The 26,843-nt window shown below is 41.5% G+C and carries 14 protein-coding genes; 11 read left to right on the top strand and 3 right to left on the bottom strand.

Annotation, left to right across the window (positions count from 1 at the left end; genetic code table 11):
• The first annotated feature begins 162 nt into the window (after positions 1-162).
• Positions 163-1,779, top strand: coding sequence for a DUF6089 family protein (locus KTO63_RS22445; RefSeq protein ID WP_217794200.1), 1,617 nt, complete (start codon positions 163-165; stop codon positions 1,777-1,779).
• A 127-nt stretch (positions 1,780-1,906) separates the two neighbouring features.
• On the opposite strand, the gene KTO63_RS22450 is transcribed toward KTO63_RS22445, so the two are convergent.
• The 3 genes from KTO63_RS22450 to KTO63_RS22460 all read right to left on the bottom strand — a co-directional run bounded on the left by KTO63_RS22450 (position 1,907) and on the right by KTO63_RS22460 (position 8,942).
• Positions 1,907-2,527, bottom strand: coding sequence for a response regulator (locus KTO63_RS22450; protein ID WP_217794201.1), 621 nt, complete (start codon positions 2,525-2,527; stop codon positions 1,907-1,909).
• The gene (locus KTO63_RS22455) at positions 2,524-4,563 is read right to left on the bottom strand and encodes a tetratricopeptide repeat-containing sensor histidine kinase (protein WP_217794202.1); all 2,040 of its coding nucleotides are present in this window, start codon (positions 4,561-4,563) and stop codon (positions 2,524-2,526) included. The genes KTO63_RS22450 and KTO63_RS22455 overlap by 4 nt, the downstream gene beginning before the upstream one ends.
• A gap of 380 nt (positions 4,564-4,943) precedes the next feature.
• Positions 4,944-8,942, bottom strand: a complete 3,999-nt coding sequence (locus KTO63_RS22460) for a hybrid sensor histidine kinase/response regulator transcription factor (protein WP_217794203.1) — start codon at positions 8,940-8,942, stop codon at positions 4,944-4,946.
• Between the two features lie 320 nt (positions 8,943-9,262).
• Here KTO63_RS22460 and KTO63_RS22465 point away from each other — a divergent pair, with 320 nt between their 5' ends.
• From KTO63_RS22465 to KTO63_RS22510, 10 genes are all read left to right on the top strand, one after another.
• The gene (locus KTO63_RS22465; RefSeq protein ID WP_232373293.1) at positions 9,263-12,322 is read left to right on the top strand and encodes a SusC/RagA family TonB-linked outer membrane protein; all 3,060 of its coding nucleotides are present in this window, start codon (positions 9,263-9,265) and stop codon (positions 12,320-12,322) included.
• Positions 12,323-12,372: 50 nt separating this feature from the next.
• A complete protein-coding gene (locus KTO63_RS22470; protein ID WP_217794204.1) occupies positions 12,373-13,914 on the top strand; it encodes a RagB/SusD family nutrient uptake outer membrane protein in 1,542 nt (513 codons plus the stop codon).
• A gap of 205 nt (positions 13,915-14,119) precedes the next feature.
• On the top strand, positions 14,120-15,253 hold the full coding sequence (locus KTO63_RS22475; RefSeq protein WP_217794205.1) for a cellulase family glycosylhydrolase: 1,134 nt from the start codon (positions 14,120-14,122) through the stop codon (positions 15,251-15,253).
• 252 nt (positions 15,254-15,505) lie between these two features.
• Positions 15,506-18,295, top strand: a complete 2,790-nt coding sequence (locus KTO63_RS22480) for a family 43 glycosylhydrolase (RefSeq protein WP_217794206.1) — start codon at positions 15,506-15,508, stop codon at positions 18,293-18,295.
• A 64-nt stretch (positions 18,296-18,359) separates the two neighbouring features.
• Positions 18,360-19,490: a sialidase/neuraminidase family protein gene (locus KTO63_RS22485; RefSeq protein WP_217794207.1), complete on the top strand. Its 1,131-nt coding sequence runs from the start codon at positions 18,360-18,362 to the stop codon at positions 19,488-19,490.
• A gap of 307 nt (positions 19,491-19,797) precedes the next feature.
• On the top strand, positions 19,798-20,244 hold the full coding sequence (locus KTO63_RS22490) for an RrF2 family transcriptional regulator (RefSeq protein WP_217794208.1): 447 nt from the start codon (positions 19,798-19,800) through the stop codon (positions 20,242-20,244).
• A 214-nt stretch (positions 20,245-20,458) separates the two neighbouring features.
• Positions 20,459-22,333 (top strand): assimilatory sulfite reductase (NADPH) flavoprotein subunit, encoded by a 1,875-nt coding sequence (locus KTO63_RS22495; RefSeq protein ID WP_217794209.1) that lies wholly within the window; start codon positions 20,459-20,461, stop codon positions 22,331-22,333.
• 152 nt (positions 22,334-22,485) lie between these two features.
• Positions 22,486-24,195: an NADPH-dependent assimilatory sulfite reductase hemoprotein subunit gene (locus KTO63_RS22500; protein WP_217794210.1), complete on the top strand. Its 1,710-nt coding sequence runs from the start codon at positions 22,486-22,488 to the stop codon at positions 24,193-24,195.
• A gap of 191 nt (positions 24,196-24,386) precedes the next feature.
• A complete protein-coding gene (gene cobA, locus KTO63_RS22505) occupies positions 24,387-25,943 on the top strand; it encodes a uroporphyrinogen-III C-methyltransferase (RefSeq protein WP_217794211.1) in 1,557 nt (518 codons plus the stop codon).
• A 9-nt stretch (positions 25,944-25,952) separates the two neighbouring features.
• Complete coding sequence (locus KTO63_RS22510; RefSeq protein WP_217794212.1) at positions 25,953-26,765, top strand: serine O-acetyltransferase; 813 nt, start codon at positions 25,953-25,955, stop codon at positions 26,763-26,765.
• Positions 26,766-26,843: the final 78 nt, after the last annotated feature.

The following is a 26,843-nucleotide window of genomic DNA, read 5'->3' on the forward strand; positions in this document are numbered from 1 at the left end:
GATCGTATGATATTCAAACAAGGTCATTTGTTCTAAAATTTGGCACAACTGACAATTTATTTGGCACTTTTCGACAGTGCTTCTTAGTGATTAGTTGAATTTTTACAGCCCCGGAAAAACACACTTGGGTGATGTTTAATAAGCCGGCCCTTATTAATTTCTATGGAAAAGTTTAACAAAAAGATCAGTATTCTTTTGTCCTCAGCGCTGTTATTAGCACTGACGGCCAACTGTCAAGAAACAAAAGACATTTCGTTTTCCAGTAGCAAGGTCGTTACAGACTCGGTATCATACAATTCCGAAACTCCAAAGTATGAATTTGGTATTGGTGGCGGGATAGTAGTTTATCAGGGCGATTTAGCTCCGACGGTTTGGGGTGCATATCGCTCATTCAAGCCAGGCCTGCAGGCTAATATCACGAGATTATTTTATCCATCGCTTGCGGTGCGTTTAGGCGCTACTGTCGGGCAATTTGCAGCCAGCGATGTTAAATCTGCCTTTAAGCAATCTTACCGTGAATACCGTAAGTATGACTTTACAACGTCGTTTGCAGAGCTTAGCCTGATGGCACAATGGACGCCTTTTGGAAAAGCTAACTGGCGTTTGAATCCTTATTTATTAGGTGGAGCAGGGATTAGCTATCTGCACGTTAAAAACGATTGGAGCAAAATCGATTTTGATAATTTTGCAGGCGAAAACCTGCAGCAACGGTTATTAGAAGATTCTGCTGAAAAACACACTTTTTTTGCACCTGTTCTTCCTCTTGGTGTAGGGCTGAAATATGATGTATCTGAAAAGGTGTCACTGAAAGCTGAATGGATCAATCGTATTACATTCTCAGATTATCTCGATGGATTCAGTAAAGCAGCCAACCCTGATAAAAAAGACCGTTACAGCTCCGTTATGCTGTCTTTAAACTATGCCTTTGGCAGAAATAAACACTCGAAAGTAATTCGCACTACCACTACTAAGACCTCTGAAAGTGTAGCTGTAACCAATAAGGTTAACTCGAAGCCAAAAGACAAAATTGAAAAATCAGTAACTCCGGTTGATACTCAGGAGGATCCAAAAGGAGAACCAGATCCTACTTCTGTAACTACTGTTAAGAATGATAATACAAGATATCTGAAAGATATTCAACACAACTTAGATTTATTACTGGAAATGGTGAAAAAAGACGGTTGTGCTTATTGTAACAGCGAAGGAATAGCGCTATTAAAAGACATTCAGGAAAAACTAAACCTGATAATTCCAAAGGTGCAGGGAACCGAGGATCTCGCATTGGTAGACGATATTCAGCACAAATTGGCCTTGTTGCTTCAACAAGTAAAAGGGGAAGACTATATTACCCCATTAAAAGAAATTCAAAACAGAACGAACCTGTTAACTGATAAGGTGAATAAAAGAGCAAAAGACCTCAGCGATGCTGAAATACAGAGTTTATTGGACTTTCCGGGGTATATCATTTACTTTTCTTTCGACCTGTATGATTTACAGGGGGATTCTTATAATAAACTAGATCAGATAGCAGCCAGAATGAAAGCTGATCCTTCATTAAGAGTGAGATTTAGTGGCTTCACAGATTTAAAAGGTACTGTAGAATATAACAACAAGTTGTCTCTTGACCGGGCAACAATATGCAAGACCTATCTGATAACACGCAATATAAGTGCCAGCCGCATTAAAGTGGAAGCATTTGGAAAGTCACGGTGGGTTGTTGGAGCTTATGATCCGGATCAACAATGGAGAAATAGAAGAGTAGAAGTATTTCTGTACTAAATGAAGCAGCGTTTGAGTTAAAAATAGAAACACCTATACAATGGGCCCGCTCTGCAAGAGCCGGGCTCATTGTTTTTCTGAAATGTTTATGTTTATAGCATTAAACGAAAAGAGAGCGTTCGCACGATTACTTCACCAGTCCTTCTTGTATTGCAATCTTCACCAATCCCGCAGTATTCTTCACGTCTAATTTTTGTAAAAGATTATTACGATGATTTTCAACAGTGCGAAGGCTTAGGAAAAGTTTATCAGCTATTTCCTGGTTGGTATGCTCTTCTGTAATAAGTTGTAAGATCTCTTTTTCGCGGCGTGTAAGCTGTTTGGAATTTTGTGAGAAGAAATTATTGACGAGCTGTCTTGAAAGAGGTTCGTATAAAAATTGCTCGCCCGTATGTACAGTCTTGATCGCCTCAACCAGAATCTCAGGGCTGGCATCTTTTAAAAGATAACCAAGACAGCCTTTTTGCAACATCTTTTTCACCTGGATCAGGATATCCACATTGGTGAGAGCAATCATTTTTACTTCGGGAAATTTCTTGCTAATGATACCGGCAACTTCAATACCATTTTTGCCGGGCATTTGGATATCAAGTAACAGAACATCCGGCTGTTTGATATCCAAACCTTCTAGAAGACTGTCGCCGTTAAGGTAAACGTCAGTCACTTTAATATCAGGGTGTAACGCGAGAATTTTTTGCAATCCATTTAATACAATAGAATGGTCATCCGCAATAGCCACATTTATCATATCAGTTGTATAGTTTCGGGTTGTGATTCGAATTCTAAATATACACTAGTTCCTTCATTTTTCTTGCTCTCAATGCTAATTGTTCCATGGTTTGTTGTTATCCGGTCCTGTATGCTCCTCATTCCCATGCCTTTAATACCCTCTTCAGTTGACATCCCAATGCCATCGTCCTCAACCGTAACCGTAAAGCTGGTTTCATGGAAATTGAATTGCACAATGGCATTTTTTGCCTTGGCGTGTTTAATTACGTTATGTATAAGTTCCTGAACGATACGGTAAATAGCCAGTTCAAACTCCGGTGTAAACTTTTTGGGCGTACCGAATATCTGGAAGCTGATGTCCGGCGCGTTGGATTTAGCCACGCCGTCGCAGAAATATTTCACGGCATCTACCAGTCCCTCTTCCAGTAAGATCTGCGGCATCATATTATGCGCGGTTTTTCGCAGTTCAGATGCTGCTTGCTCCAATAGTTTAATACCATCCTGAAAGTCTTCCTTATGCTGGTCCTCGATATTTTGTTTCGATATCTCAAAGTTCATTTTGGACACAGCGAGCATTCCACCAATGCCATCGTGGAGGTCACGCGCAATACGCGTTCTTTCTCTCTCTTCTCCACTGATGGCTGCATTCAGTTTTTCAATTTCAATCTGTTTGTTGAAGCTGTTTATTTTTTCCTGTTGTAATTTCTGTTTGTGCAGATTGTTGCGTTGCCATAAAAGGAAAATAATTGCAAGGCAACCAGTGATCAGCAAAATAACGCCGATCCAAAAATTTTTCTTTCTGATTCTGCTTTCTGTTTCAGTTTTGGTAAGTTGCTGTTTGGCAATCTCTTTGTCTTTTTCTGAAATGCTGTAGCGCATCTCAAGCTGGCTGATCATATCCAGCTTATCCTTCTGCATCAGGCTATCATGCAGTTTGGTGTACTTGTCTTTATATACCAACGCGTCATTAAATTTTCCCAGCGCTTCGTAACATTCTGCTGCCGTTTCGTAACCAACAATAATCTCATTATTCAGTACGTCATTATTTTTCTTCAGTTTGTCCAGCGTGTTGTTGATTAAGGCAAGTGACTGATCATATTTTTTTTGAAGAAACAAAACTCTTGCATGCATGATGTTGGTGATAGACATGTAGTACGAGAGATATTGCTGATTACCGGGTTGTTTGCTAATGTCTATGATCTTTTGTACATATACCATCGCCTTATCCGGATTCTTTTCCTGGAGATAGATGTAAGAGAGGTTAAAGTAGATGGCGATTATTCTCGCGGTGTTAATGTTCTTCAGGTTTTTTTTGTCTAAAATCTGCAAATAGTAGTAACGGGCGGAATCGTATTGCTTGATGCCATGATAGTACATGCCTTCAAGAAAGCAAAGCTTGAGATTTGCTTCAGCAGTATCTTTTGTGCGATACATTGCAGAACGGGCCTGATCAATATATTCTTTTCCTATTCGTTGAAGATGCGATGTGTTGTAATTGATATTTATCAGGAAAGCAGTAAGTTTTACATAAGCATTGATCTCAAACACAGGGTCGTTGATATCAGGGTTTTTAATATCATCCGCCAAATAGAAGAAATAGTAGCCTGCCGAGTCGCGGACGCCCTTCTCCTGCAACGAAGTGCCAAGCAGCAAATGGATCTTTGCTTTGAGTTTTACATCGTTTAAATTGTATTTTTCATAAACATTTTGTGCGAGGTTGCCATAATAGATGGCTTTGTTAATGTCATTACCAAAATACCAATTGCCAAGTCCTGCAAAAGCAAATGCAATTCCTTTGTTGTATCGAATTTTGTAACTTTTATTGAGTGCGTTTGAAAGGTCCTGGAAAGCAGTAGCAGGTACAGAGAGATCTTCTCCTTTATGTATCAATGAAAGAATAGCTGTTGTATCGTTTTCGCTGATGTTCTCAAAATTGTCATCTCCACCCGCCCGCGACGAAGTGGTACAAAAAGCGAAAATAATGGTCAATAAAAGAAGAATATATCGACACGAGGAAGAGCTTTTCTTCCTGAGCCGGCAAAACAGGTTTGTCATCTACGTTAGTAATGGTTAATTGTCTTTACAGGAAAGCCTGTCGTATGATAAAGTACGATATAAACCTGCATAGAAAATATAGGTGTAACTACCCAATTTTATAATGGAGTAGAAGCGCCTATAGAAAAATTGTGAAGTTGAAAATATTTTTGTGTCTTCTCAAGGTGTTAGCTTAAATCTCATGTGTAACCGTAGTTAACCCGAACTCAGTTGAATGTAAAGTCACCCCTCTAAACCCGGGTGGCTTTTTTAGTTAGTTAGGAATTAGGAGTTAGGAATTAAGAATTGTTGATTGCGCAGTTTTGCTGTTTGCTATTAAACTTCATGCAACATAGAAACAATTCTTAATTCCTAATTTCTAATTCCTAACTCCTGGCTGGCTACGCCACATTATTAGAGCTGCTCGTCTTCTTCGAAGCTACGTATTCCGAAGGCGTCATGCCGAATTGCTTATGAAAGTCCCGGCCGAAATTAGATTGGTGTGTGTAACCTACGAGGTCCGCAACTTCGTAAATTTTGTAATCTTTCTCAGTTAAAAGCACCGCTGCTTTTTTTAGCCTGGCAAGCGTGATCAATTCATTTGGAGACATGTTGGAAATGCCTTTGATCTTTCTGTACAAGGTAGCCTTGCTCATAAGCATGATCTTCGCCAGTTGCTCCACATCCAGGTCTGTATTTTCAATGTGCTGATAAATGGCGTCGTTCAACTGGTCAAGGAAGTTTTCATCTGCTTTGGAGTAGGCGATGCTCTTGATATGCGCTAGCGGAGATTTGGCAAAATATTCTTTAACCTTTGTCCGGTTATTGAGCAGGCTTTGTATCTGTGCCTGCAAATGCTGCTGTGAAAACGGCTTTTCAATGTATGCATCTGCGCCGAGTTCAAGACCTTCAATTTTTGATTGCAATGTATTTTTTGCAGTCAACAAAATCACAGGCACATGGCTGAACTCAAAACTGCTTTTTATTTTTTTACATAATTCAAGGCCATCCATTACCGGCATCATTACGTCGCTGATCACCAGCTGAACCGTTTCTTCTTCCAGCTTTTGGATGGCCTCCTTGCCGTTATGCGCTTTGATGATATTGTAATGCTCGCTCAGTTCTTTCGCAATGAAGTCAAGGATTTCTTTGTTGTCTTCTACCAGCAAAACAATTGGTTTGGAAGCGCCCGCTGCCGGCTCCTTAAATACTTCTTCCTGTTGTGCTGTTTCTTCGGATGGGTCATCAAATAGCTGGAATTCTTTTTCCTGGTGAATTGGCAGTACTAGTACAAAGGTGTTTACGGTAGTGTCATCCATGCTCACGTTCAAAGTTCCTTTGTGCAACTCCGCAAGCGAACGGGACAGTTGCAGGCCTATGCCGGTTCCGGGTTGCTTTTCTGTTTCCTGCAAGCGAAAGAAAGGTTCGAATATTTTGTCCTTCATTTCAGCAGGAATGAGATAACCGTCATTCTTTACCTGTATACTGAAATGAGTGTCCTCACTATTGAAAGGCATCAAACGTACGTGTGCAGTACTATCTGCATATTTGATCGCGTTACTTAAAAGATTGCTCACAATCTTGGTGAACGCTTCTTTGTCGATATACGCTTGCAAATGAATACTTGGGAGCTGCAGTTTGAAAACAAGGTTTTTCTGCTCGGCCGCGGGTTTGAAACGGCTGTAAATTTCTTCCAGCAATTCGCAAATGTCGGCTTTCACAAAACTGAGGCTAAAGCCTTTCGTTTCTGTTTTTCGAAAATCAAGAAGTTGGTTAGTAAGCTCAATAAGGCGGTTAGTGTTTTTTTCCATGATCTTCAGATTGTCTTTTATTTCAGGCAGGTGCGCTGCTTTTTCAATCGTTTTTTCTAACGGAAGTTTAATAAGCGTAAGGGGCGTTCTGATCTCGTGCGCTACGTTGGTAAAGAACTCTATTTTGGCGTGGTAGATCTCTTTTTCCTTTTCATTTTCGAGCAGTTCAATTTTTCTGTGGTTCTTTTCCTCCACCCGCTGGTGATAGTTTCTGATAAGTATAAATGCAAGAATTGCGCCTGACAATACATAACAAAGGTACGCCCATTTACTTGCCCAAAAGGGTGGCAAAATCTCGATACTGAGCGTGGTTGGCGTTTCATTCCACACGCCGCTGCTGTTGGATGCCTTTACTTTGAAAGTGTATTTGCCCGGAGATAGTTTGGTAAAATAAACCTTCCTGTTTGATTGCAGGTGCACCCAGTCTTTATCAAGCCCCTCCATTTTATAAGCGTACTCGGCCATTTCCGGGGCGGTGTAGCTAAGCGCAGCAAAGTCGATGCTGATGGTAGATTGATCGTGCTTTAAAACAATATTGTGTGCATAAGCAATAGCTTGTTTTAAAGGAGAAGTGTTTTTGTTTACAGTCAATTCTTTATTGTCCACTTGCATGCCGGTAATGAAAACGGTGGGGATGTAGGTGTTGCGGATAAAATCAGCAGGATTAAAACTGATCATGCCTTTGAGACATCCGAAGTACAATTTTCCATTTGCATCTTTATAACCCGACTTATAGTTGAATTGGTCTGTAAGCAAACCATTTGCTTTGGTATACACTTTAATGCCTTCTGTTACCGGATCAAAGCAAACCAAACCCTTTGATGTGGTGATCCACAAATCCCCCTTCTTGTCTTCCAGCATAGAATAAAATACATTGCTCGGAAAACCATTCTGAGTGCCATATCTTTTGAAGCTATTCCTGTCTGCATCGTATCTGCAAAAACCGTTTTCTGTAGTGATCCAGATATTGTTTTTACTGTCTTTAAAAACACCGTTGATGGTATTGTTGCAAAGACTGTTCTTATTGTTTGGATTGTGTTTAAAGCTCGCCGTTTTTCCTGTGCGGTTGTTATAAGAATAAACGCCTTCACGATAAGTGCCTGACCAAATGGTTCCATTGTCATCCTCCACAATTGCCTGCACCAATGATATATCGGGCACGCCTTTTATTTGTGTAAACGTACTTTTATAAGGATCGTATGCAAACAAACCTCTTGCTGTGCCTACAAGAATTTCACCCTTCTTCGTTTTCCAAAAACACTCCACGAAATTACTTTTGAAAGTAGTGTGCAGTGTGTCGGCATTAAAATGTTGTACAACCTTTTTAGTGCTGATGCGCATCACATCCAGGCCGTGCTCAAATGTGCCGATCAATAATGTATCACCAATCGCCAGCAAGCCATGAATGTTGGTGTGCGAAATACTTCCCGGATTGTTCGATGGGCCGAAGTGTTGCACCATGCCAGTTTTAAGATCAAGCTTGTTAAGGCCCGCATCTTCTGTGCCAATCCATAAGTTGCCATATTTGTCCGGACAAATTTCACGGACAGAGGTTCCGCTTATTGAACTTGTACCGTACTGCGGAAAATATTTTTGAAAGAAAGTGTATTTCTTCGGAAAATAATTTACGCCGCCAAAATAAGTGCCTACCCATATGCCGCCTTCTTTGTCTTTGCAAACAGTATAAGATGCATTGTCGCTTAGAGAGATGTGATTGTTATATTCTCTTTTTAGATTCGTGTATTGTTTTGTTTTTACATTATAAATGAAAATACCCGACTCTGTTGCCGCCCAAAATTCATCGTGCGAGTTGACCATAAAGTCTCTCGCAAAAATTTCCGTCTTGTCGTCATTATAAGTAATGGCGTCTTCGTAGGTATGATCTAGTGTATTGAATATTTTGATGCCTTGGGAAGAGGTGCCAACTAAAATATAGTGATCATTGAATGCCCTTATTTTTTCGATCCATCTGGCCTTCGGTAATTTGGAACAATTGAAAATATCGTAAAAGGTAAAGTTATTTTTTACCGGATCATATTTTGCCAGCGAACCCAAAACATTTGCGATCCACAAACTGCCATCTGGCATAATGCAAAGGGAACCCGCATCAAATCCTTTGTTGTCAAAGGATGTAAGCTCGTTGGTGATAAGGTTGTATTTGTATAAGCCAAGACCTGCAACAAACCAAAGGTTATGTTTTGTATCCATCGTAATGTCGCGGACTTCTGATTCCGGCACTTTTGCAAGGCGATGAAAATTTTCTGCTCGCGGATCATAACGGAAAATGCCCCTGTCTGTTCCAACCCACAGCTCCTCATTACTATCTTCATATATGGAGTGGATAAAATTGCTGCCAATACTTGATGTGTCTCCGGGCACATTTGTAAACACCTTGAAAGTATAGCCATCAAAACGATCGAGGCCATCCTTTGTGCCAAACCACATAAATCCTTTTTTATCCTGGAAGCTGCAAATAACAGAATTGTTGGAGAGACCTTGTTCTACCTGGTAGTGCCTGAAATAAAATGATTGCGCATTGACAACGAATGCATAGAAGCAAAGTAATAATATGGCAGTTAGCTTTTTCACCGCGGCAACTAATCAGTTAGGTAATACAAATATAAAAGAGATAAGCAATAGAACGCAGATTTTCATGATTGTCATGATGGTCATGATTTTTTGATTTGAGATTTGAAAACTCCTTCAAATTTCAAATCCTAACAAATCATGAGAATCAGCGTTCTTTCTCTTTTCTCAAAATGATTCACTTTGATAAAACTGTGATACGCTATGATAAGCATGTTAAAAAGGGATGAATTTACTTTGTTAAAGAATTCTTATAGTCCTGTATGCAATTGTATATAGCTATTAGAACATCAACATTCATTAACTAATACTGATTGACTGCCATGAAAGTTATCAAAAGCTTTTGGAAAGGGCTCTTATGCGCCTCTCTTTCCCGGCCAATGAGAAAAGCTGCAATGCTTGGCCTGATTATTATCTCCTCACAAATTTCAATTTTCGCACAAAACAAGATTAAGGTTACAGGAGCTGTTACAGACAGTACCGGACGCGGTGTGGAAAACGCTACCGTAAGCGAAAAAGGAACAAAGACAACAGCGGTGACTGCCGCAAACGGTTCTTTCGCTATTAACGTAGCAAGCGAAAATTCTGTTCTTGTTATTTCTTCAGTTGGATATTCTTCAAAAGAAATTAAGGTTGGAGGTTTGACAAACCTCCATGTTCAATTACAGCAAATGAGCAGCAGCTTACAAGATGTAGTTGTCGTTGGTTACGGTTCTCAAAAGAAAGCGAATCTTACAGGTGCCGTATCAGTAGTGCGTCCTGAAGAAATTACAAAGCGCCAGGTGACAACTGTTGCAGAAGGCTTGCAAGGTCTTGCATCAGGTGTAAATGTTCGCGGTGGTGGACAACCAGGTTCTGAAGCTGTTATTCAAATTCGTGGTTTGAAGAGCCTTTCCGATTCAAAACCGTTATATGTTATTGACGGATTGATCACTACAGCGAACCGTGACTTCAACCCTGATGATATTGAAAGTCTGCAAATTTTAAAAGATGCTTCCGCGGCTGCAATTTATGGTTCACGCGCTGCCAATGGTGTGATTATTATCACCACTAAAAAAGGTAAATCAGGCCCCATGCATATAGATGCATCTGCAAAAATGGGTGTACAAACAACGCCAAGATATAGCCTGACCAAAACTCCACAGTTTGTATCACTCAATGATTCTGCTTATGCAAATGCGGGCTATACACCCGACAAATGGCAAAAGCACAATCTGAGTAATAATACAGATTGGCAGGATGCAACTTTCCGCACAGGATCGATGCAAGATTACAACGTAAGTTTTTCTGGCGGTGGCCAGGGCGGTACCTATTTAGTATCTGCTAACTATTTCGATAATAAAGGTGTTGTAATCAGCACAGGCTTTAAAAGACTTGGTCTTCGTGTAAACTCGCAAGGTTCAAAAGGAATTTTCAGTATCGGTGAAAATGTGGCGATCACCAATGCGCAATCAGATGAAATGAGTGGTAATCCATATGTAGATGTTGTGCGGATGTTGCCTACCATTGGCGTGTACGATCCTTCGCATCCTGCAAAAGGGCCTTATGGATTCGGAAATCCCGACAGTGCGAATACTTTTGGTACCAACCCTGTAGCCCACACTAACCTGGAAGATGTAAATAATGAAAACTTCAGAGTAAGAGGAAATATCTGGAGCGAACTGAAGTTTACGCCTTGGTTGAAGTACAGATTGAACCTGGGTTATGAAACAAGCAATGACCATTACAAATATTTTAGAAAAAAGGGTGACTGGACGCTGAACCAACCTGATGATCCTTCCATTCTGAATGAGAACAGAGCTCGCTGGGAAACATCACTTATTGAAAATACTTTGAACTTCAATAAGAGTTTTGGCCGCCATGCAATTACCGCAGTCGTTGGTCAAACATATCAGCACGACCATTATGAGCAGATCTGGGGCAATAAAAGAAATATACTTTACAATTCTTCTAATGGGACATATTATCCGGTGTTAGATCAGGGTAATTCACCAACTACCGGAGGCTTTACGCAGGACGCGGTACTGCTCTCTTATCTTGGTCGTTTGGAATATAGCTATGATGACAGATACTTACTGAATGCTGTTATCAGACGTGATGGTACATCTCGCCTGGGGCCAGATTACAAATGGGGTGACTTCCCTTCTGTATCTGCGGCATGGAGAATAAGCAAAGAAAAATTCTTTAACATTCCCTGGGTTAACGACTTAAAAGTTCGTGCAAGCTATGGTACACTGGGTAGTAGTAATATTGGTTACTGGGATTACATTCCATTGATCAACACCAACTCTACAATGGTTTTGGGAAGCGGCCAAACAGTACAGTCCGGTGCTACACAGGTACAGTTAGCAAATGAAAATCTGAAATGGGAAAAATTGATTCAACAGAACTACGGTTTTGATGCGACTTTGTTTGATTACAGACTGGCTGTAACTGCGGAATACTTTATTTCTAAAACGCAGGACGTATTATCGACAATGTACATTCCAAGAACTACGGGTAATGATGGTGGCTTTCCGCGTGTAAATGCCGTAAGTCTTCAAAACACAGGTTTTGAATTTTCGGCTACCTATCGCGAAAATAAAAGTGCTGTAAAATATTGGGCAGGGGTGAATCTTACATTTCTTAAAAACAAAATACTTGATCTGGGTTATAACAGAGCAGAGATTATAGACGGAAATACTAAATCTACTGTTGGTGAATCTCTGGGTATGTGGTATTTGTATCAAACGGATGGACTGTTCCAGAATCAAAGTGAGATCGACAACTATAAGAACAAAGACGGAAAGGTTATCCAGTCAGGTGCGAAGCCCGGCGATATCCGCTTCAAGGATAACAATGGTGATGGACAAATATCAAGCGACGACAGAAAGGTGGTGGCAAGTCCGTGGCCGAAATGGGAAATGGGTTTAAACCTGGGTGCCACTTACAAAAATTTCGAAGTGACCATGAACTGGTTTGGATCTTTCGGGGCTACTGTTTACAATGGCTATCACAGCGTGGTGGATAGATTTGATGATAACTCTAACTATAGAACAGATGTGAACCCATGGACACCAACAAATACAAATACAAGCTTCCCGAGAATTGTATATGCTTCAAATCTTAACTCAAGAGGCGATAGTGACAGATGGTTGGAAAACGGCAGTTTCTTTAGAATGAAGTATGTAAGCATAGCATATACAATACCATCTCCACTGCTTAAGAAGATTGGATTTAGCAATGCACAGGTTTCATTGTCCGGCCAAAACCTAATCACTTTTACAAAATATTCCGGATTAGATCCTGAATTTGTAAACACCAATATATTCCAAAAAGGGTTCGACAACTTTGCTTTTCCTAACTTAAAAACTTACTCATTGGGCATTCAGTTTGGTTTCTAATGATGTGTAATTAAGAAAACAAAAGTTAAGAACTCAAAACGATTATGATTATGAAAAATATTTTCAATAAAATTACCTGCTCTGTGGTGGCGCTAACAACTTTGGTTGCATCATGCAGCAAAAGTGAGTTAGACGTTCCTAATCCAAATACCCTTACAACAAAAGAGTTTTGGAAAACAGAAGATGATGCGCAAAAAGGCTTGAACGCCGTTTATACCATGTTTTATAAACCAGGTGTTTGGTCGCGATGGATATATTTCAGGCTTGATCTCACTTCCGATGAAGGCTTTAGTCAAAGCCCGTGGCTTGAGTTGGGTGACTGGACACGCTTTCAGTATGTGAACTACAATTTCTGGGAAGGAAACGTAAACACCTACAATGATGTTTACAAAGCAATTTTCAGATGTAACCAAGTGTTGGACAATATCGACGCAATCCCTTTTGCGGATCCAGCAAAAAAAGACCTCGTAATCGCGCAGGCAAAATACTTCCGGGCGTTTTATTACTACTACGCTGCACTGCTTTGGGAAAATGTAGCATTGGTAACGCATGTGCAAAAACCGGATGATCTGCCGCAGCAAAACACATTAACTGAGGTGTGGGCACAGGTAGAAAAAGATTTAACCGACGCCGCTGCGATACTGCCAAAATCATGGGACAATGCAAATCTTGGCCGTCCAACAAAAGGCGCAGCGCTGGGTTACCTTGCTAAGACTTACATGCAACAACATAAATGGAACGAGGCGAAAACTTCGCTCGACTATTTTATAAATGGCGAAGCAAAAGGTATGTACAGCCTTGTGCCTGATTTCAAAAATAACTTTAGAGACAACAACGAGAATAATACCGAATCTGTTTTTGAAATCCAGTTCTCAGATGCCAATATTGGCGGTCCCGACAATGACGCTCCTAATCAGGGGATGGGTAACAACCGTGCGCAGTTCTTTGCGCCACGCGGTATTGGCTGGTCAGATGGACAAGCGAGGTACTGGATCGTGGACGAATTCAAGAAAGAAAAAACAAAAGACAATAAACTTGATCCTCGTTTAGAATGGACCGTTTTTTACAAAGAGATCACGGCAGATTTTGGCGACAAAGTTTATGGTCGTAACTGGGAATGGGGTGATAAAGAAGCGTGGTTCAGAAAAGGACAACGCGACTACTATCGTACAACTGAAGACTACTATTCACAGGTTAATAACAGATTGCTTCGTTATGCAGACATCCTGTTGTTGTACGCAGAAGTGCAAAACGAGTTGGGACAAACTGCAGACGCTTACAACTACGTGGACCAGGTGCGTGCACGTGTAAACCTGAATACACTTGAGGTGGCACATCCTGAAATTGGTACAGATAAAGCTAAGTTCAAAGAGCGTCTTAAAATGGAGCGTGCTTTAGAACTATACGGCGAAAGCGTACGTTGGGCAGACTTAAAACGTTGGGGCGATCTTGATACGCAAGCAGGTGTGGATGCAGTTGCACAACGCGATCCTGACTTTAAAAATTTCGTTGTTGGAAAACACATCAGACTTCCATTGCCTCAATCTGAAGTTGATAACAATAAAAACCTGAAACAGAACGACCATTATTAAAAAGTAAAAATTAAAAAGTAAAAAGTAAAAAAGGTTGCCGATTCAGTTTGAACTCAAATTGATGATGGGAAAGTATATGATGCAGAGATAAGAGTTCTTCAACATCCGGCGGTTGTTTTTACTTTTTACTTTTTACTTTTTGAATTTTTTTCGCTTGCTGCAAAACACTCGATTTAATATAATGCTCACTTTTAAAACTACTTGAATGAAATTTTTGAAACTGTCTGTTATTGTTTTAATAAGCTGTTGGTTATTGCAGAGCTGTGCATCGCAGGCAAGACCGGAAGAAAACAAAAGAACAATCTGGACAAAAGAACAGGCAAACGATTGGTATAAAGGCCAGCAATGGCTGGTAGGTGCAAACTTTCTTCCAAGCACCGCCATCAATCAACTTGAAATGTGGCAAGCTGAATCATTTGATACTGCTACTATAGATAAAGAACTTGGATGGGCCGAAAGCATTGGTATGAATACAGTTCGGGTGTTTTTGCACGACCTATTGTATGCACAGGATTCCCTTGCGTTTATGGAAAGGATAAACACCTTCCTGGAAATTGCAAAACGTCACCACATAAAACCATTGTTCGTATTGTTTGATTCATGCTGGGATCCGTTTCCAAAGTTGGGAAAACAAAGAGACCCGCAACCATATGTACACAACTCGGGTTGGGTGCAAAGCCCTGGATATGATGCTTTGAAAGATTCAACACAATATCCAAGGCTTGAAAAATATGTGAAAGGAATTGTTGGCCACTTTGCAAACGACAGCAGAATATTGGGTTGGGACATCTGGAACGAACCAGACAATCCTACCGGCCCGTCTTACGAAAAAGTCGATCTGCCAAACAAAGTACAATACGTTTTGCCTTTGTTGAAAAAATCATTTGAGTGGGCTCGTACGCAGAAACCTTCACAGCCACTTACTTCAGGCATTTGGGCAGGTAACTGGACAACGGATGAAACATTGAAGCCAATTGAAAAATTGCAAGTGGAACAATCAGATGTGATCTCATTCCACAACTACGATTCTTCACAGGTTTTTGAAAATAAGATCAAAGAACTGCAGCGTTACGGCAAGCCGCTTATTTGCACTGAGTATATGGCAAGACCAAATGGTAGCACGTTTGCGGGATTTTTGCCTGTTGCAAAAAAATACAATGTCGGCATGTACAACTGGGGTTTTGTAAATGGAAAATCACAAACAATTTATCCATGGGACAGCTGGACAAAAAAATACACAGGTGAGCCTCCGGTATGGTTCCACGATATCTTCCAGAAGGATGGTACACCATACAAACAAGACGAGGTAAACACCATCAAAAGTCTAACGGCAAGGTAGTAGAATCAATATAGTGAAGAAGGCTTATGTGCAAACAAGGCTTCGACGAATCTCAAGCCGATTTGTTGGAGCCTTTTTAATACAATACAATGGCACGCAGATGACGCTGATTTAACTGATTTGCACTGATCATTTTATGTAGATCTCAATCGTATTCAGTACGTAATTTTTCGACCAGTTAGCGACATCAGAGACAAATCAGTGTTCATCTGCTGAATCAGCGTCATCTGCGTGCCCTCTCAAAAAATGGTCATGATAAAAAAACTGTCGCTTTTAGTATTGTCATTTGCTTGCCTTACATCGCAAGCACAAAATATCAACAACCCAGTATTGCCCAACGTTGCTGATGCTGGTGTTATAAAATACAATGGTGAATACTACATTGGCGGTGTATTCACTAAAGGGAACTTTTACAGGTCGTCAAATCTTGTAAACTGGGATACCTCCATTCACGTGTTTTCCATGAATAACAACTGGGCAACAAAGTTTGGAATCGGCGACGAACAAATACATGCAAACGACATTGTGTACATCAATGGCATGTTTCACATGTACTGGTCAGTAAATTATTGGGGACGGGATAGAAACGTTATTCATATCGGCCATGCCGTTTCTCCGAATGTCCTTGGCCCATTTGTGGAACCGCAAAATGATAGCTGGCTCGATAACCGCATCGATCCAAAATTGTTTGTTGATGACGATGGTAAGCCTTATTTGTACATGGTTCGCTTTACAGACGGCAACACCATTTGGGTGCGTCCAATGAAAGATCCCGCAACATTTGAAGGCGAGCCAAAATATCTTTTCGCATCATTGCCCAATACTTGGGAAACGGCCGACAACAGGGTAGAAGAAGGACCGTGGGTTATGAAATGTCGTAACAGATATTACTTAATGTACAACACCAATCATACTTCAACTGAGTGGGGAAATTATGCGTTGGGCGTATCGGAAGCATCGTCTCCAACAGAATTCAATCACGGTAACAAATATTCATATCCTGTCGTGCAAAATAATCAATGGGATATGGATGATAAATATGTTGACCTGCTGAAGTATGAAAACAACGGAACCTTTGACTATACAACAGATGAGCCTGCCGCAAGATGGAATGCCTCCGCATTTGACATTACAAAATGGCAGCGAGGAAAGGCGGGCTTTGGTGGTGAAGTAATTGAAAACTCTTTCACACGAAAAGTAAAAACAGTCTGGAAGACCGATCATATCTGGTTGCGCAAAAAGATCACTATTCAAAAAAATAAAATCGGCAATCTTGCTTTGCGCATGAATCATAGCGGTGCTTCAAAGGTGTATTTGAATGAAACATTGATCTATGATAACAATACATCCAACTACGCGACAATCAATCTTGATGACAAAGCAAAAGCCCTTTTGAAAGATGGCGAGAACACGATTGCCATCAGTGCTGATAAAGGCAATCGCTCAGGCTTTATTGATGTCGCGTTGTATAACATGAAAGATGATGTAGCCGATGATATATTGATCACACCGGGCCAGCCAAATATAGTACACGGCCCGAATGGTTTTGATTGGTGGCTCGTATATATGGCGAACAAGAACCGTGAGCGTCGTGCACAATACATCAACCAGGTACAATTTTTCGATAAGACATTGTTTGTAGACGGCATTACCTCCGGTAAAACGCCGGGCTATCATCCGGTGCCGTCGCAGCCCACGTTTGGTGATTTGTTTAATGATAAAGATGTTTCGCTGAGCAATAAGTGGAACATCACTAAAGGCAAATGGCAGATCAACAATCGCGAGTTGACACAAACAAGTTTGTTCGAGGGGCAAGCATTTATCCAAAGCGATGCAGCATTAGATTATTTGTTTGAAGCTAATGTAAAAATTGAGGAAGGCGATAAAGCCAAAGCCGGCGTGTATGCTTACAAACAAAGTAACAACAACTGGCTGCGTATCTTTTTCAACGCAGGCACGAAGTCGTGGCAATACGAGTGCCTGGAAAATGGCAAGCAGAGAACGCAATCATTTGCTCTTGTAAAAGATTTCAACTTCAATGTGTACCACAAAATAACGGTGTACAAAAATACGACTGAGTTCACTGTTAAAATAGATGATTTGCCTGCGGCTGGTAACAATGTTATAAAAACAGCATTTGCACAAAAAGGATTGCCGGGGCTTTTTTCACAGAATGCGAAAGCTGCTTTCGATGGCATCATTTATACGATCGGTTGGGATGAATTTGATAACAACATTAATGGATGGAACAGTTTGAATAGGGCAACACAACAAAACTGGAAAGTATCAAGTGAAGGGCTAACTCAATCAAATAGCGCTGGTGAACAGTCAGTCTTCAAAGGCGACAACTTGCAATCGTATGATTTCTCGGTGCAAATAAAAAATACTGATGCAACTGGAACCGCCGGAGTATATGCCATGTATGCAGATGAAAACAATTTTGTGAGGGCTGCATTTGATTACACAAAACAAAAAGTCGTAGTGTCGGGGAAATTAAGTGGAGTAGCAATTGACGCGAAAGAAATTTCTCTCGAATATTTACATCCCGAATTTGCCAACATGACCTACAGCGATTTTATGGAAAAACATTTTACTTTCAAAAATCCTGTGTACATCAACGAGCTGCGATTGAATAAAGACGGTCATTTTAAGACAGACACACTGATCGATAAACTATACGACAAAGTTGATATCTTTTATCAAGAGGGAAATAACTGGCATCCACTTGAATACAAAGTTGCGGAATCAGATCACCCTGGTTTTGATAAATTGACTTTCAATACAACAAAAGTTAATGAGTTAAAATTCACCAACAAGCTTGCAAGCGATCATAATTTTTACATCTACAAACTTTGGATGAACGAGGTATTTAAAACATCCTACAATCTTCGTGTTGTAAAAAACGCAGAGGGCCTAAAGTTTATTATTGACGGGCGTTTAGGATACGATTGGAAAATGAAATTACCAGCATCCAAAGTAGGACTGTACACTAACAACGCTTCCGCAAACTTTAACGGAATCACCTTATTTGACCTGAAATAAAGATATTAATCAACCATTCGTCCCCGCATAGCCAGCAGGCATAAACAACACAAACAAGCCATTTATGAAATTACGTTCATTGCTCACCTTTGCCATGTTGGCAACTTGCAGCAGCATGTTTGCCCAAACAAAAACTAACATAGAGTGGAAAGAAAAAGTATTGATCAACGACGTTCCTGTTTTTAATGATGCGGGAAAAGTATCAGAAGCCGGAGGTACAGACGGAAGGCATCAGGGCCGCTACGGTTCGCAGTATGCACGATTGCTCAAACTCACTAATGGCACATGGCTCGCAGCGTATACCGTTTCTCGCAATAATGGTTATGCCAGGGATTCAACCGGTGGTCTTGAATTGGAAGTATCAAAAAGCAACGATAATGGAAAAACGTGGAAGCCGATTTCCGTGATCTCGGATCATGGTCGTGATCTTGACAACGCAGAAATGATCCAGTGCAAAGACGGTTCTTTGCGCATGGCATGTCGTTCGGTAAGATGGCAGGAATCTTATCTATTGCCGGTCTACAAGAGCAAGGACAATGGTGTAAGCTGGACACGCGTCAGTATTATCGATCAAAATGAAGGAAGGCCAGGCGAACTTGGTAAGCCAGATAAAGGCGTATACGAACCTCACATGTATTTTCTCGACAACGGAAAATTATCTGTGATGTATGCAAACGAAATTCACGTAACGGCAAACCCATCATACAGCCAGATCATCTCGCAAAAAATATCTGATGACAACGGCGCTACATGGGGCAAGGAAATTTGGGTTGCGTACGAAGAGGGCCACAACGCATCACGCCCCGGCATGCCCGTGTGGACGAAGATGAAAAACGGTCAGTTTATTGTGGTATATGAAGTATGCGGACCTCAGAAATGCAACATCTATTTTAAAATCAGTAAAGACGGAGTCAACTGGCCAACGGGTTTGGGCACCATCATTCCTGATCAATTGGGCGGGCCATATATTTTAGCATTGTCAAACGGAAGTCTTGTGGTTACTTCCAACTCCAGCAATTATTCCATCAGTGACGACTTTGGTAAAACATGGCGAACGATTGATCAGGCATGGCCAAAAACGCTGTGGGCCTCCATCTATCAACTCGATAAAAACACAATTGGTGCAGTGAACTCAACGTTTCGAGAGGGGGGAGGGAATAACATTCAGGTGAGGGTGGGGACAATTAGGAATTAGGAATTTGAAGACGAAGGCTTCGGTAATTTGCGTCGCGATGCTGCGACGCAAATTACCGAAGCCTTTGTGTTGCTGAAAAAATTAAGTGAATGCGACTTGTCATCCCGAGGAACGAGGGATCTGAGACTTGCTGCATCAGCTTGTTAGAGGAGCGCCCCGATCCCTCGTTCCTCAGGATGACAAGCAGTCTTTCTTTACTAATAGTAATATTATCCTACTACGGCTTTCAACTCCTAATTCCTAATTTCTAATTCCTAATTCCTCTTCTCTCTTCCTCGTTTCAACAAAAAAACTAATTTTACCCCCTATGCTATCAAACAAAGCGCAGTACGCCATCCATGCATTAACGTATTTGGGTGAGCGATATCAGCAAGGATATATACCGATCAATCAAATTGCGGAGGAAAGAAAGATTCCCTATAAATTTCTTGAGGCCATTTTATTGGAGTTAAGAAAAGCGGGCATTTTGGGAAGTCGCACCGGAAAGGGCGGAGGGTACTATCTAACCAAAGCGCCGGAAGAAATTATGCTTGTGCAGATCATGCGGGCTATGGACGGCCCCGTGGCTTTGCTCCCTTGTGTGAGCAAAGTGTTTTATGAGCCTTGTCGCATTTGCCCCTACCCGGAGCCGAAATGTCCCATCAGAGGTGCTTTTTTAGAAGTGCGGGATGTTACCTTAAAAGTGCTGGGCGGCAAGTCATTGCGAGACCTTATAAACAGAGATGTAAACTTTCCATCTGATTTTTCTATCTGATAATCAAGGAAATAAATTTTTTTCTAACAATTCCTATTAAAATTATAGGAGATGTAGGGAATAGTCCTTATTTTCGTATCACAAATCGAATATGGTATTAAATATGTCACATAATATATGTTGTTGTTCACGGTAGCTTGCCGGGGGGCCGAACATTTATATGTACGTTTTTATATTGCCCTTCTCACGAAGGGCTTTTTTTTAAAAATCAGCCATGAGTAACGAACAGTTCACGATAACATCACCATTATTTACTGCTAACGAGAAGCAGCAGGTGCAGCAATTATTACAGAGTTTTGAACCTCAGCAACTGCAATGGTTAGCTGGGTACTTAACCGGGCTGAACCAGGCAAACAAGCAATTACTTGACCTGTTAAACCAATTTCCTAACGTGCAGGAAACGATCGCGCCGGCTGAGGTAGCAAACGTTTCGGCCACACCAGTGACCGTTTTGTTTGGTTCCAAATCCGGCAACAGCAAAAGTGTAGCGAAATCTTTACATGAAAAATTAGTGGCAAGAGGTTTATCTGTTTCCCTTCAGGACATGAACCAGTACAATGCCACCAAGCTGAAGGACGAAAAATACCTGCTCGTTATCGTTAGTACCCACGGCGAAGGCGATCCTCCCCCGGCGGCTGAAGACCTTCACGCATTTATCCATAACCGTAAAGCACCTAAACTTGGCGGCGCAAAATATGCAGTGCTCTCATTAGGTGATCAGAGTTATGTTAACTTCTGCCAGACTGGTAAAGACTTTGACAAACGCTTAGCAGAACTGGGCGGCGATAGAATTGCCGACAGGGTAGATGCTGACGTGGACTTTGAAGAAGCAGCTGAACAATGGATCGAAAATGTTACCACCAAATTACTCGCACAACTAAATCATACAAACGGTACTTCCGTTGTGGCAAAATCAACTGTAGCAACAGCGGTAGCGCCCGCAGTGAAGAAAGTTGTTTACAATAGAAAAAATCCTTTTGCAGCAACCGTATTGGAAAAAGTACAATTGAACGGTCGCGGTTCGCAAAAGAAAACATACCATTTGGAACTGTCACTCGAAGGCAGCGGCTTAACATATTTGCCAGGCGACACCGTTGGTATTTTTGCAAAAAATAATTCAGCACTGGTAAGCGAAGTGTTGGCACAAACCAAATGGGACGGTGCTTCTACACTCGTTTACAAAGATCACTTACTTCCCCTGGAAGAAATTCTTGCAAGTCATATAGAATTGACCACGGTTTCCGGTGTATTGCTGGAAAAGCTGTTGCATTATGCAGAGCAAAAGAAAAATGAAAAAGATGCGGCCGCATTAAAAGCCATTCTCGACAACAAAAAAGAATTGGTTGCTTTTCTTTACGGAAAAGATGTACTCGACATCCTCCTTGCTTATGCACACGGCATCACTGCAGAAGAGTTCATCAATCTTGCGTTACCATTGCAGGCAAGACTGTATTCTATCGCCTCTTCTATCAAAGAACATGAAGACGAAGTGCATTTAACCATCGGCCAGGTATTGTTTGAAACTGGTAGCAGGGCACGCAAAGGCGTTTGCTCAAACCACGTTGCAGAGTTGTTGAATGTGGGTGATTCAGTAGATGTCTTCATCGAAAAAAATGAATCTTTCCGTTTACCGGAAAATGAAAATACACCCGTGATCATGGTTGGTCCGGGCACTGGTATCGCGCCTTTCAGAGCTTTCGTTGAAGAAAGAGCGGCGACAGGAGCAAAAGGAAAAAACTGGTTGTTCTTTGGCGATCGCAATTTCACCACCGACTTTCTTTACCAGCTCGAATGGCAGCGTCACCTGAAAAGCGGAGCGCTTGCGCACATGAATACTGCGTTCTCCCGCGACACAGACAAAAAAGTTTACGTACAACATCGCCTGCAACAAAACGCAGCGGAAATCTATAAATGGCTGAAAGAAGGTGCGCACTTCTACATCTGCGGCGACGCGAAACAAATGGCGAGAGATGTAAGAAACACATTGATCGATATCGTAGAAAAACAAGCCGCCATTAGCCACGAAGAAGCCGTGCATTTTGTGAAGGAATTGATTAAGGCAGGACGCTTACAAGAAGACGTGTATTAAAAAGCAGAACGCAGATGACGCAGATTGTCATGATTTGCGCTGATCTTTTAAACAAGAAATCTAAAAGTAATCTAAACAGGAAACTGATTCAAAATCTTAATAAATCTTGAGAATCATGAAAATCAGCGTTCCTCTCTAACCATCAACTTGTTATGAACGAAGATAAAAGCAAACTTTCCGAAGTAGAGCATATAAAAGAGAGAAGCCAATACCTGCGTGGTACATTGCCTGAGAGCTTGGATGATCAGGTGTCTGGTAACTTGTTTGCGCAGGATCAGCAACTGATAAAATTTCACGGTTCGTATGTGCAAAGCGACCGCGAACTGGATAAAGAGCGCAAAGCGCAAAAGCTGGAACCCTTGTATTCGTTCATGATCCGTGTACGTGTACCGGGTGGTGTGGCTACACCAAAACAATGGATCGACCTCGATAATATTGCGGATAAATACGGCATGCCTACGCTGAAACTCACCACGAGACAGGCTTTTGAGTTGCACAGCATTTTAAAGCACAACCTCAAAAATACAATTAAAGAGATCAACGATTCATTGTTGAGCACCATCGCAGCTTGCGGTGATGTGAACAGAAATGTGATGAATACAGTGAATCCCAACACCAGTTACATTCACGATGATGTACAGGATGTTGCAAGGCAGATCAGTGATCACTTGAATCCAAGAACTTCTTCTTACTATAAAATATGGTTGAACGATGAAGTGGTTGCAGGCAATGGTTTAACAGAAGAAATAGAAGAGCCGATCTACGGAAAGGTGTATCTGCCAAGAAAGTTCAAGATCACACTCGCAATTCCTCCATACAATGATACAGACGTTTTTGCGCATGACCTTGGTTTGATCGCTATTGAAAAAGACAAAAAACTACTCGGCTTCAATATTAGCGTTGGAGGTGGTATGGGAATGACTTTCGGTGACAACACAACGCATCCGCGCCTTGGCAATGTGATTGGTTTTGCGCCAACCGACAAAATCGTTGATGTGTGTGAAAAAATATTGACCATCCAGCGCGACTACGGTAACAGGGAAAATCGCCGTTTGTCAAGAATGAAATATACCGTTGAAAGAATCGGTTTGGATTTTCTGGTAGTAGAATTGAATAAAAGACTTGGCTACGATATCGAGCCTGCAAAACCGTTCAAATTCACGACTAACGGTGATAGCTATGGTTGGGTAAAAGGTGCCAATGGCAAATGGTTCATCACACTGTTTGTAGAAGGTGGCCGTGTAAAAGACACAGAGAAATATCCACTTCGTACCGGGCTTCGCGAGATCGCTAAAATAAGCGATGGCGATTTTCGCCTCACTGGTAACCAGAACGTAGTGCTAGGTAACATCAGCGATAAAAAGAAACCAGAGATCGACAAGCTTTTAAAGCAGTACAATATTTTGCCTGAGCAGGATAAAACGCCTTTGAGATTGCATTCAATGGCTTGCGTGGCGCTGAATGTGTGCCCGCTGGCAAATGCCGAAGGTGAAAGATATTTACCGGAATTGGTAGATAAAATTGAAGGTTTGCTCGGAAAACATAAACTCCAAAACGAACCGATCACGATTCGTATGACCGGTTGCCCTAACGGTTGCGGTCGTCCGTACCTGGGAGAGATTGGGTTTGTAGGAAGAGCTCCGGGAAAATACAACCTTTACCTCGGCGCGTCTTTCGAAGGTGATAGAATGAACGTCTTGTACAAAGAATCGTTAAGCGAAGAAGAGATCCTGAATACGCTCGATCCGCTGATCGGCCAATTTGCCGCAGAGAAAGGGAAAGATGAGCATTTCGGAGATTTCCTGGTAAGAAAAAAAGTAATTGAACATAAAAATTTGACCGCAGATTTTCACGGAGAATAAGAGCAAGATTTACCACTAAGTCACTAAGTACACTAAGCTTCACTAAGAGAAGCATGAACTAAAAACAACCCTTAGTGAGGCTCAGTGCCCTAAGTGCCCGCCCGGCTAAAGCCATTCGGACGGGTCTCAGTGGTAAAGATTTGGGTCTACAAATAATAGAAAATACTGAAGAAAAAAGGGACTTTTGTAATATGAATACGCCAAATAAAATACGATCTAAAGTGTACATCACGGGAGCCGGTCCTGGGGATGAAGGCTTGCTGACGTTGAAGGCAAAAGAAGTATTGCAAAAAGCCGATGTTGTTTTATATGACAACCTTGTGAACCGCCGCCTGCTTGATTTCTGCAAACCGGGCGCCAACAAGATTTATGTAGGCAAACTGCCTTTTGCATGCGCAAACAGACAAGACGCCATTCATGAAAAACTGCTGGAATACGCTGTAGATGGCAACATCGTTGTTCGCCTTAAGGGCGGCGATCCGTTCGTATACGGCAGAGGCGCGGAAGAAGCAGATTATTTGATAAAACACGGAATTGATTTTGAAATAATTCCCGGTGTAACGGCCGGCATTGCTGTTCCTGCTTATGCGGGTATACCGGTCACACATCGTGAAGCATCGACAGGAGTGTTGTTTGTAACGGCGCATCAAAAAGAAACTGCCGACAAACAAATCATCAACTGGCCATTGCTAGCAGCGTTCGATGGAACCATAGTGTTTTACATGGGCGTAAAAAATTTGCCGCAGGTAGTGCAAAACTTATCTGCAAATGGTAAACCGGCAGATACACCCATCGCGATCATCGAACATGGCACAACACCGCTGCAAAGAACTGTAACCGGCACACTCGACAACATCGAAAGTCTTGCAGCCGAAAAACAAATCGGCATGCCCGCGCTCATCGTTGTAGGTGAAGTGGTAAAATATCACAAACCTTTAGAGTGGTTCGAAAGCAAACCGCTCACCCATAAACATATCTTGCTGACACATGCCAGCAACTCTTTGAAAAGTTTGTATGCTGATCTTGTTGCAGAAGGTGCTATGGTAACACATGTTCCTTTGATCGACATCAAAATCGCGGAAGAAAACGAAGCATTACAAAACGAAATTGCAAACCTGCATCAGTACAACTGGCTGGCGTTTACTTCTGTTGCCGGCGTACATGCATTTTTCAAACACCTGGCAAAAGCAGGAAAAGATGCACGCTATCTGCACAATTGCAAAGTAGCGACCGTGGGTAAAGAAACAAGAACGGTATTGAAACATTACGGCATTGAAAGCGATTTAACGCCCGCTATTTCTACCGGACAACAGATGGCGCTCTTCCTGTTACATCAATGTTCGCAGCCTTACGAATTGCGGCTGCTGCATCCAACAAGCAATAAAACCCTGACCGGTTGGGTAAAAGAGCTGCATCAACTGGGAGCAACTGTTACACAGGTGACAGCCTATGAAAATGTGGAGCCTGATTTTGATGAAGGCGAACTGAAGCAATTGCAATCAAAATTCGATGCGATCACTTTTGCAAGTCCATCAGCAGTAGATGAAGTTGAAAAATTATTAGCAGAAAATAAACTTGATTTCGACAAGGCAAATGCGGTGTTCTCCATCGGGCCGAGCACAACAGCAGCTTTAAAGAAAGCAGGTTTTACAAATATTACAGAATCGTTTGCCGCAAATGGCGATGCCCTGGCAAAGACAATTGTGTCAAACAATATAGAAGAACATCTGTCAACCCTAAACAACTAACAAACGAATATGGCGAATCAATATCCCGGATATATACTCAGCAAAAACATTCCTCAAAAAGAGGCCGTAGTGAAGTTTGCACAGGATGTGATCAATTACCTTTTCCCTATCGTGGAAAATGAACAGGCATTTCTTAACAAGCACCAACGCAAAGCAGAAGCTTTGAAAAACGGGCTGCTTGATATTCTATACTCATTCGATGAAAAGAGCAAATACTATGAAGCCAATATTTGCGATCCGTTTCTTTCATCTTTAAACGAAATAAAGGAGAAACTGATTGAAGACGCCAACGCATTGCTTGAGTTTGACCCTGCTGCAAAAAGTATTGATGAAGTGATCATCACTTATCCTGGCTTCCTTGCAGTAGCGGCTTATAGAATTGCGAATAAACTCTGCAATTTAAAATTACCGATCGTGCCACGCATCATCACTGAGTGGGCGCATTCGGTAACAGGTATCGATATTCATCCATGCGCAAAAATTGGCGTACCGTTTATTATCGATCATGGAACAGGTGTGGTAATTGGAGAAACAACGGTAATTGGAAAGAACGTGAAACTTTACCAGGGCGTGACTTTGGGCGCACTGGCAGTAAAGAAGGAAACCACAGGTCAGCGCCACCCAACTATTGAAGATGGCGTGATCATTTATGCTAACAGTACGATCCTTGGTGGTGATACAGTGATAGGGCGCGATTCAATCGTAGGAGGTAACTGTTTTATCACGTACAGCATTCCGGCACACAGCATCGCCTATCACCAACCAGTGGTAACGGTGAAAGACAAAAGAGATTATAACGAGCCGTTGAATTGGGTGATTTAAAAAGGAAAAATTTAAAAGTAAAAAGTCAAAAATGGGAATAATCAAAAGATGAAAACAAAGAGCGACAGTCAGGCTATT

Source organism: Pinibacter aurantiacus (assembly GCF_019130065.1).
In the GTDB taxonomy this organism is placed as follows: Bacteria; Bacteroidota; Bacteroidia; order Chitinophagales; family Chitinophagaceae; genus Pinibacter; species Pinibacter aurantiacus.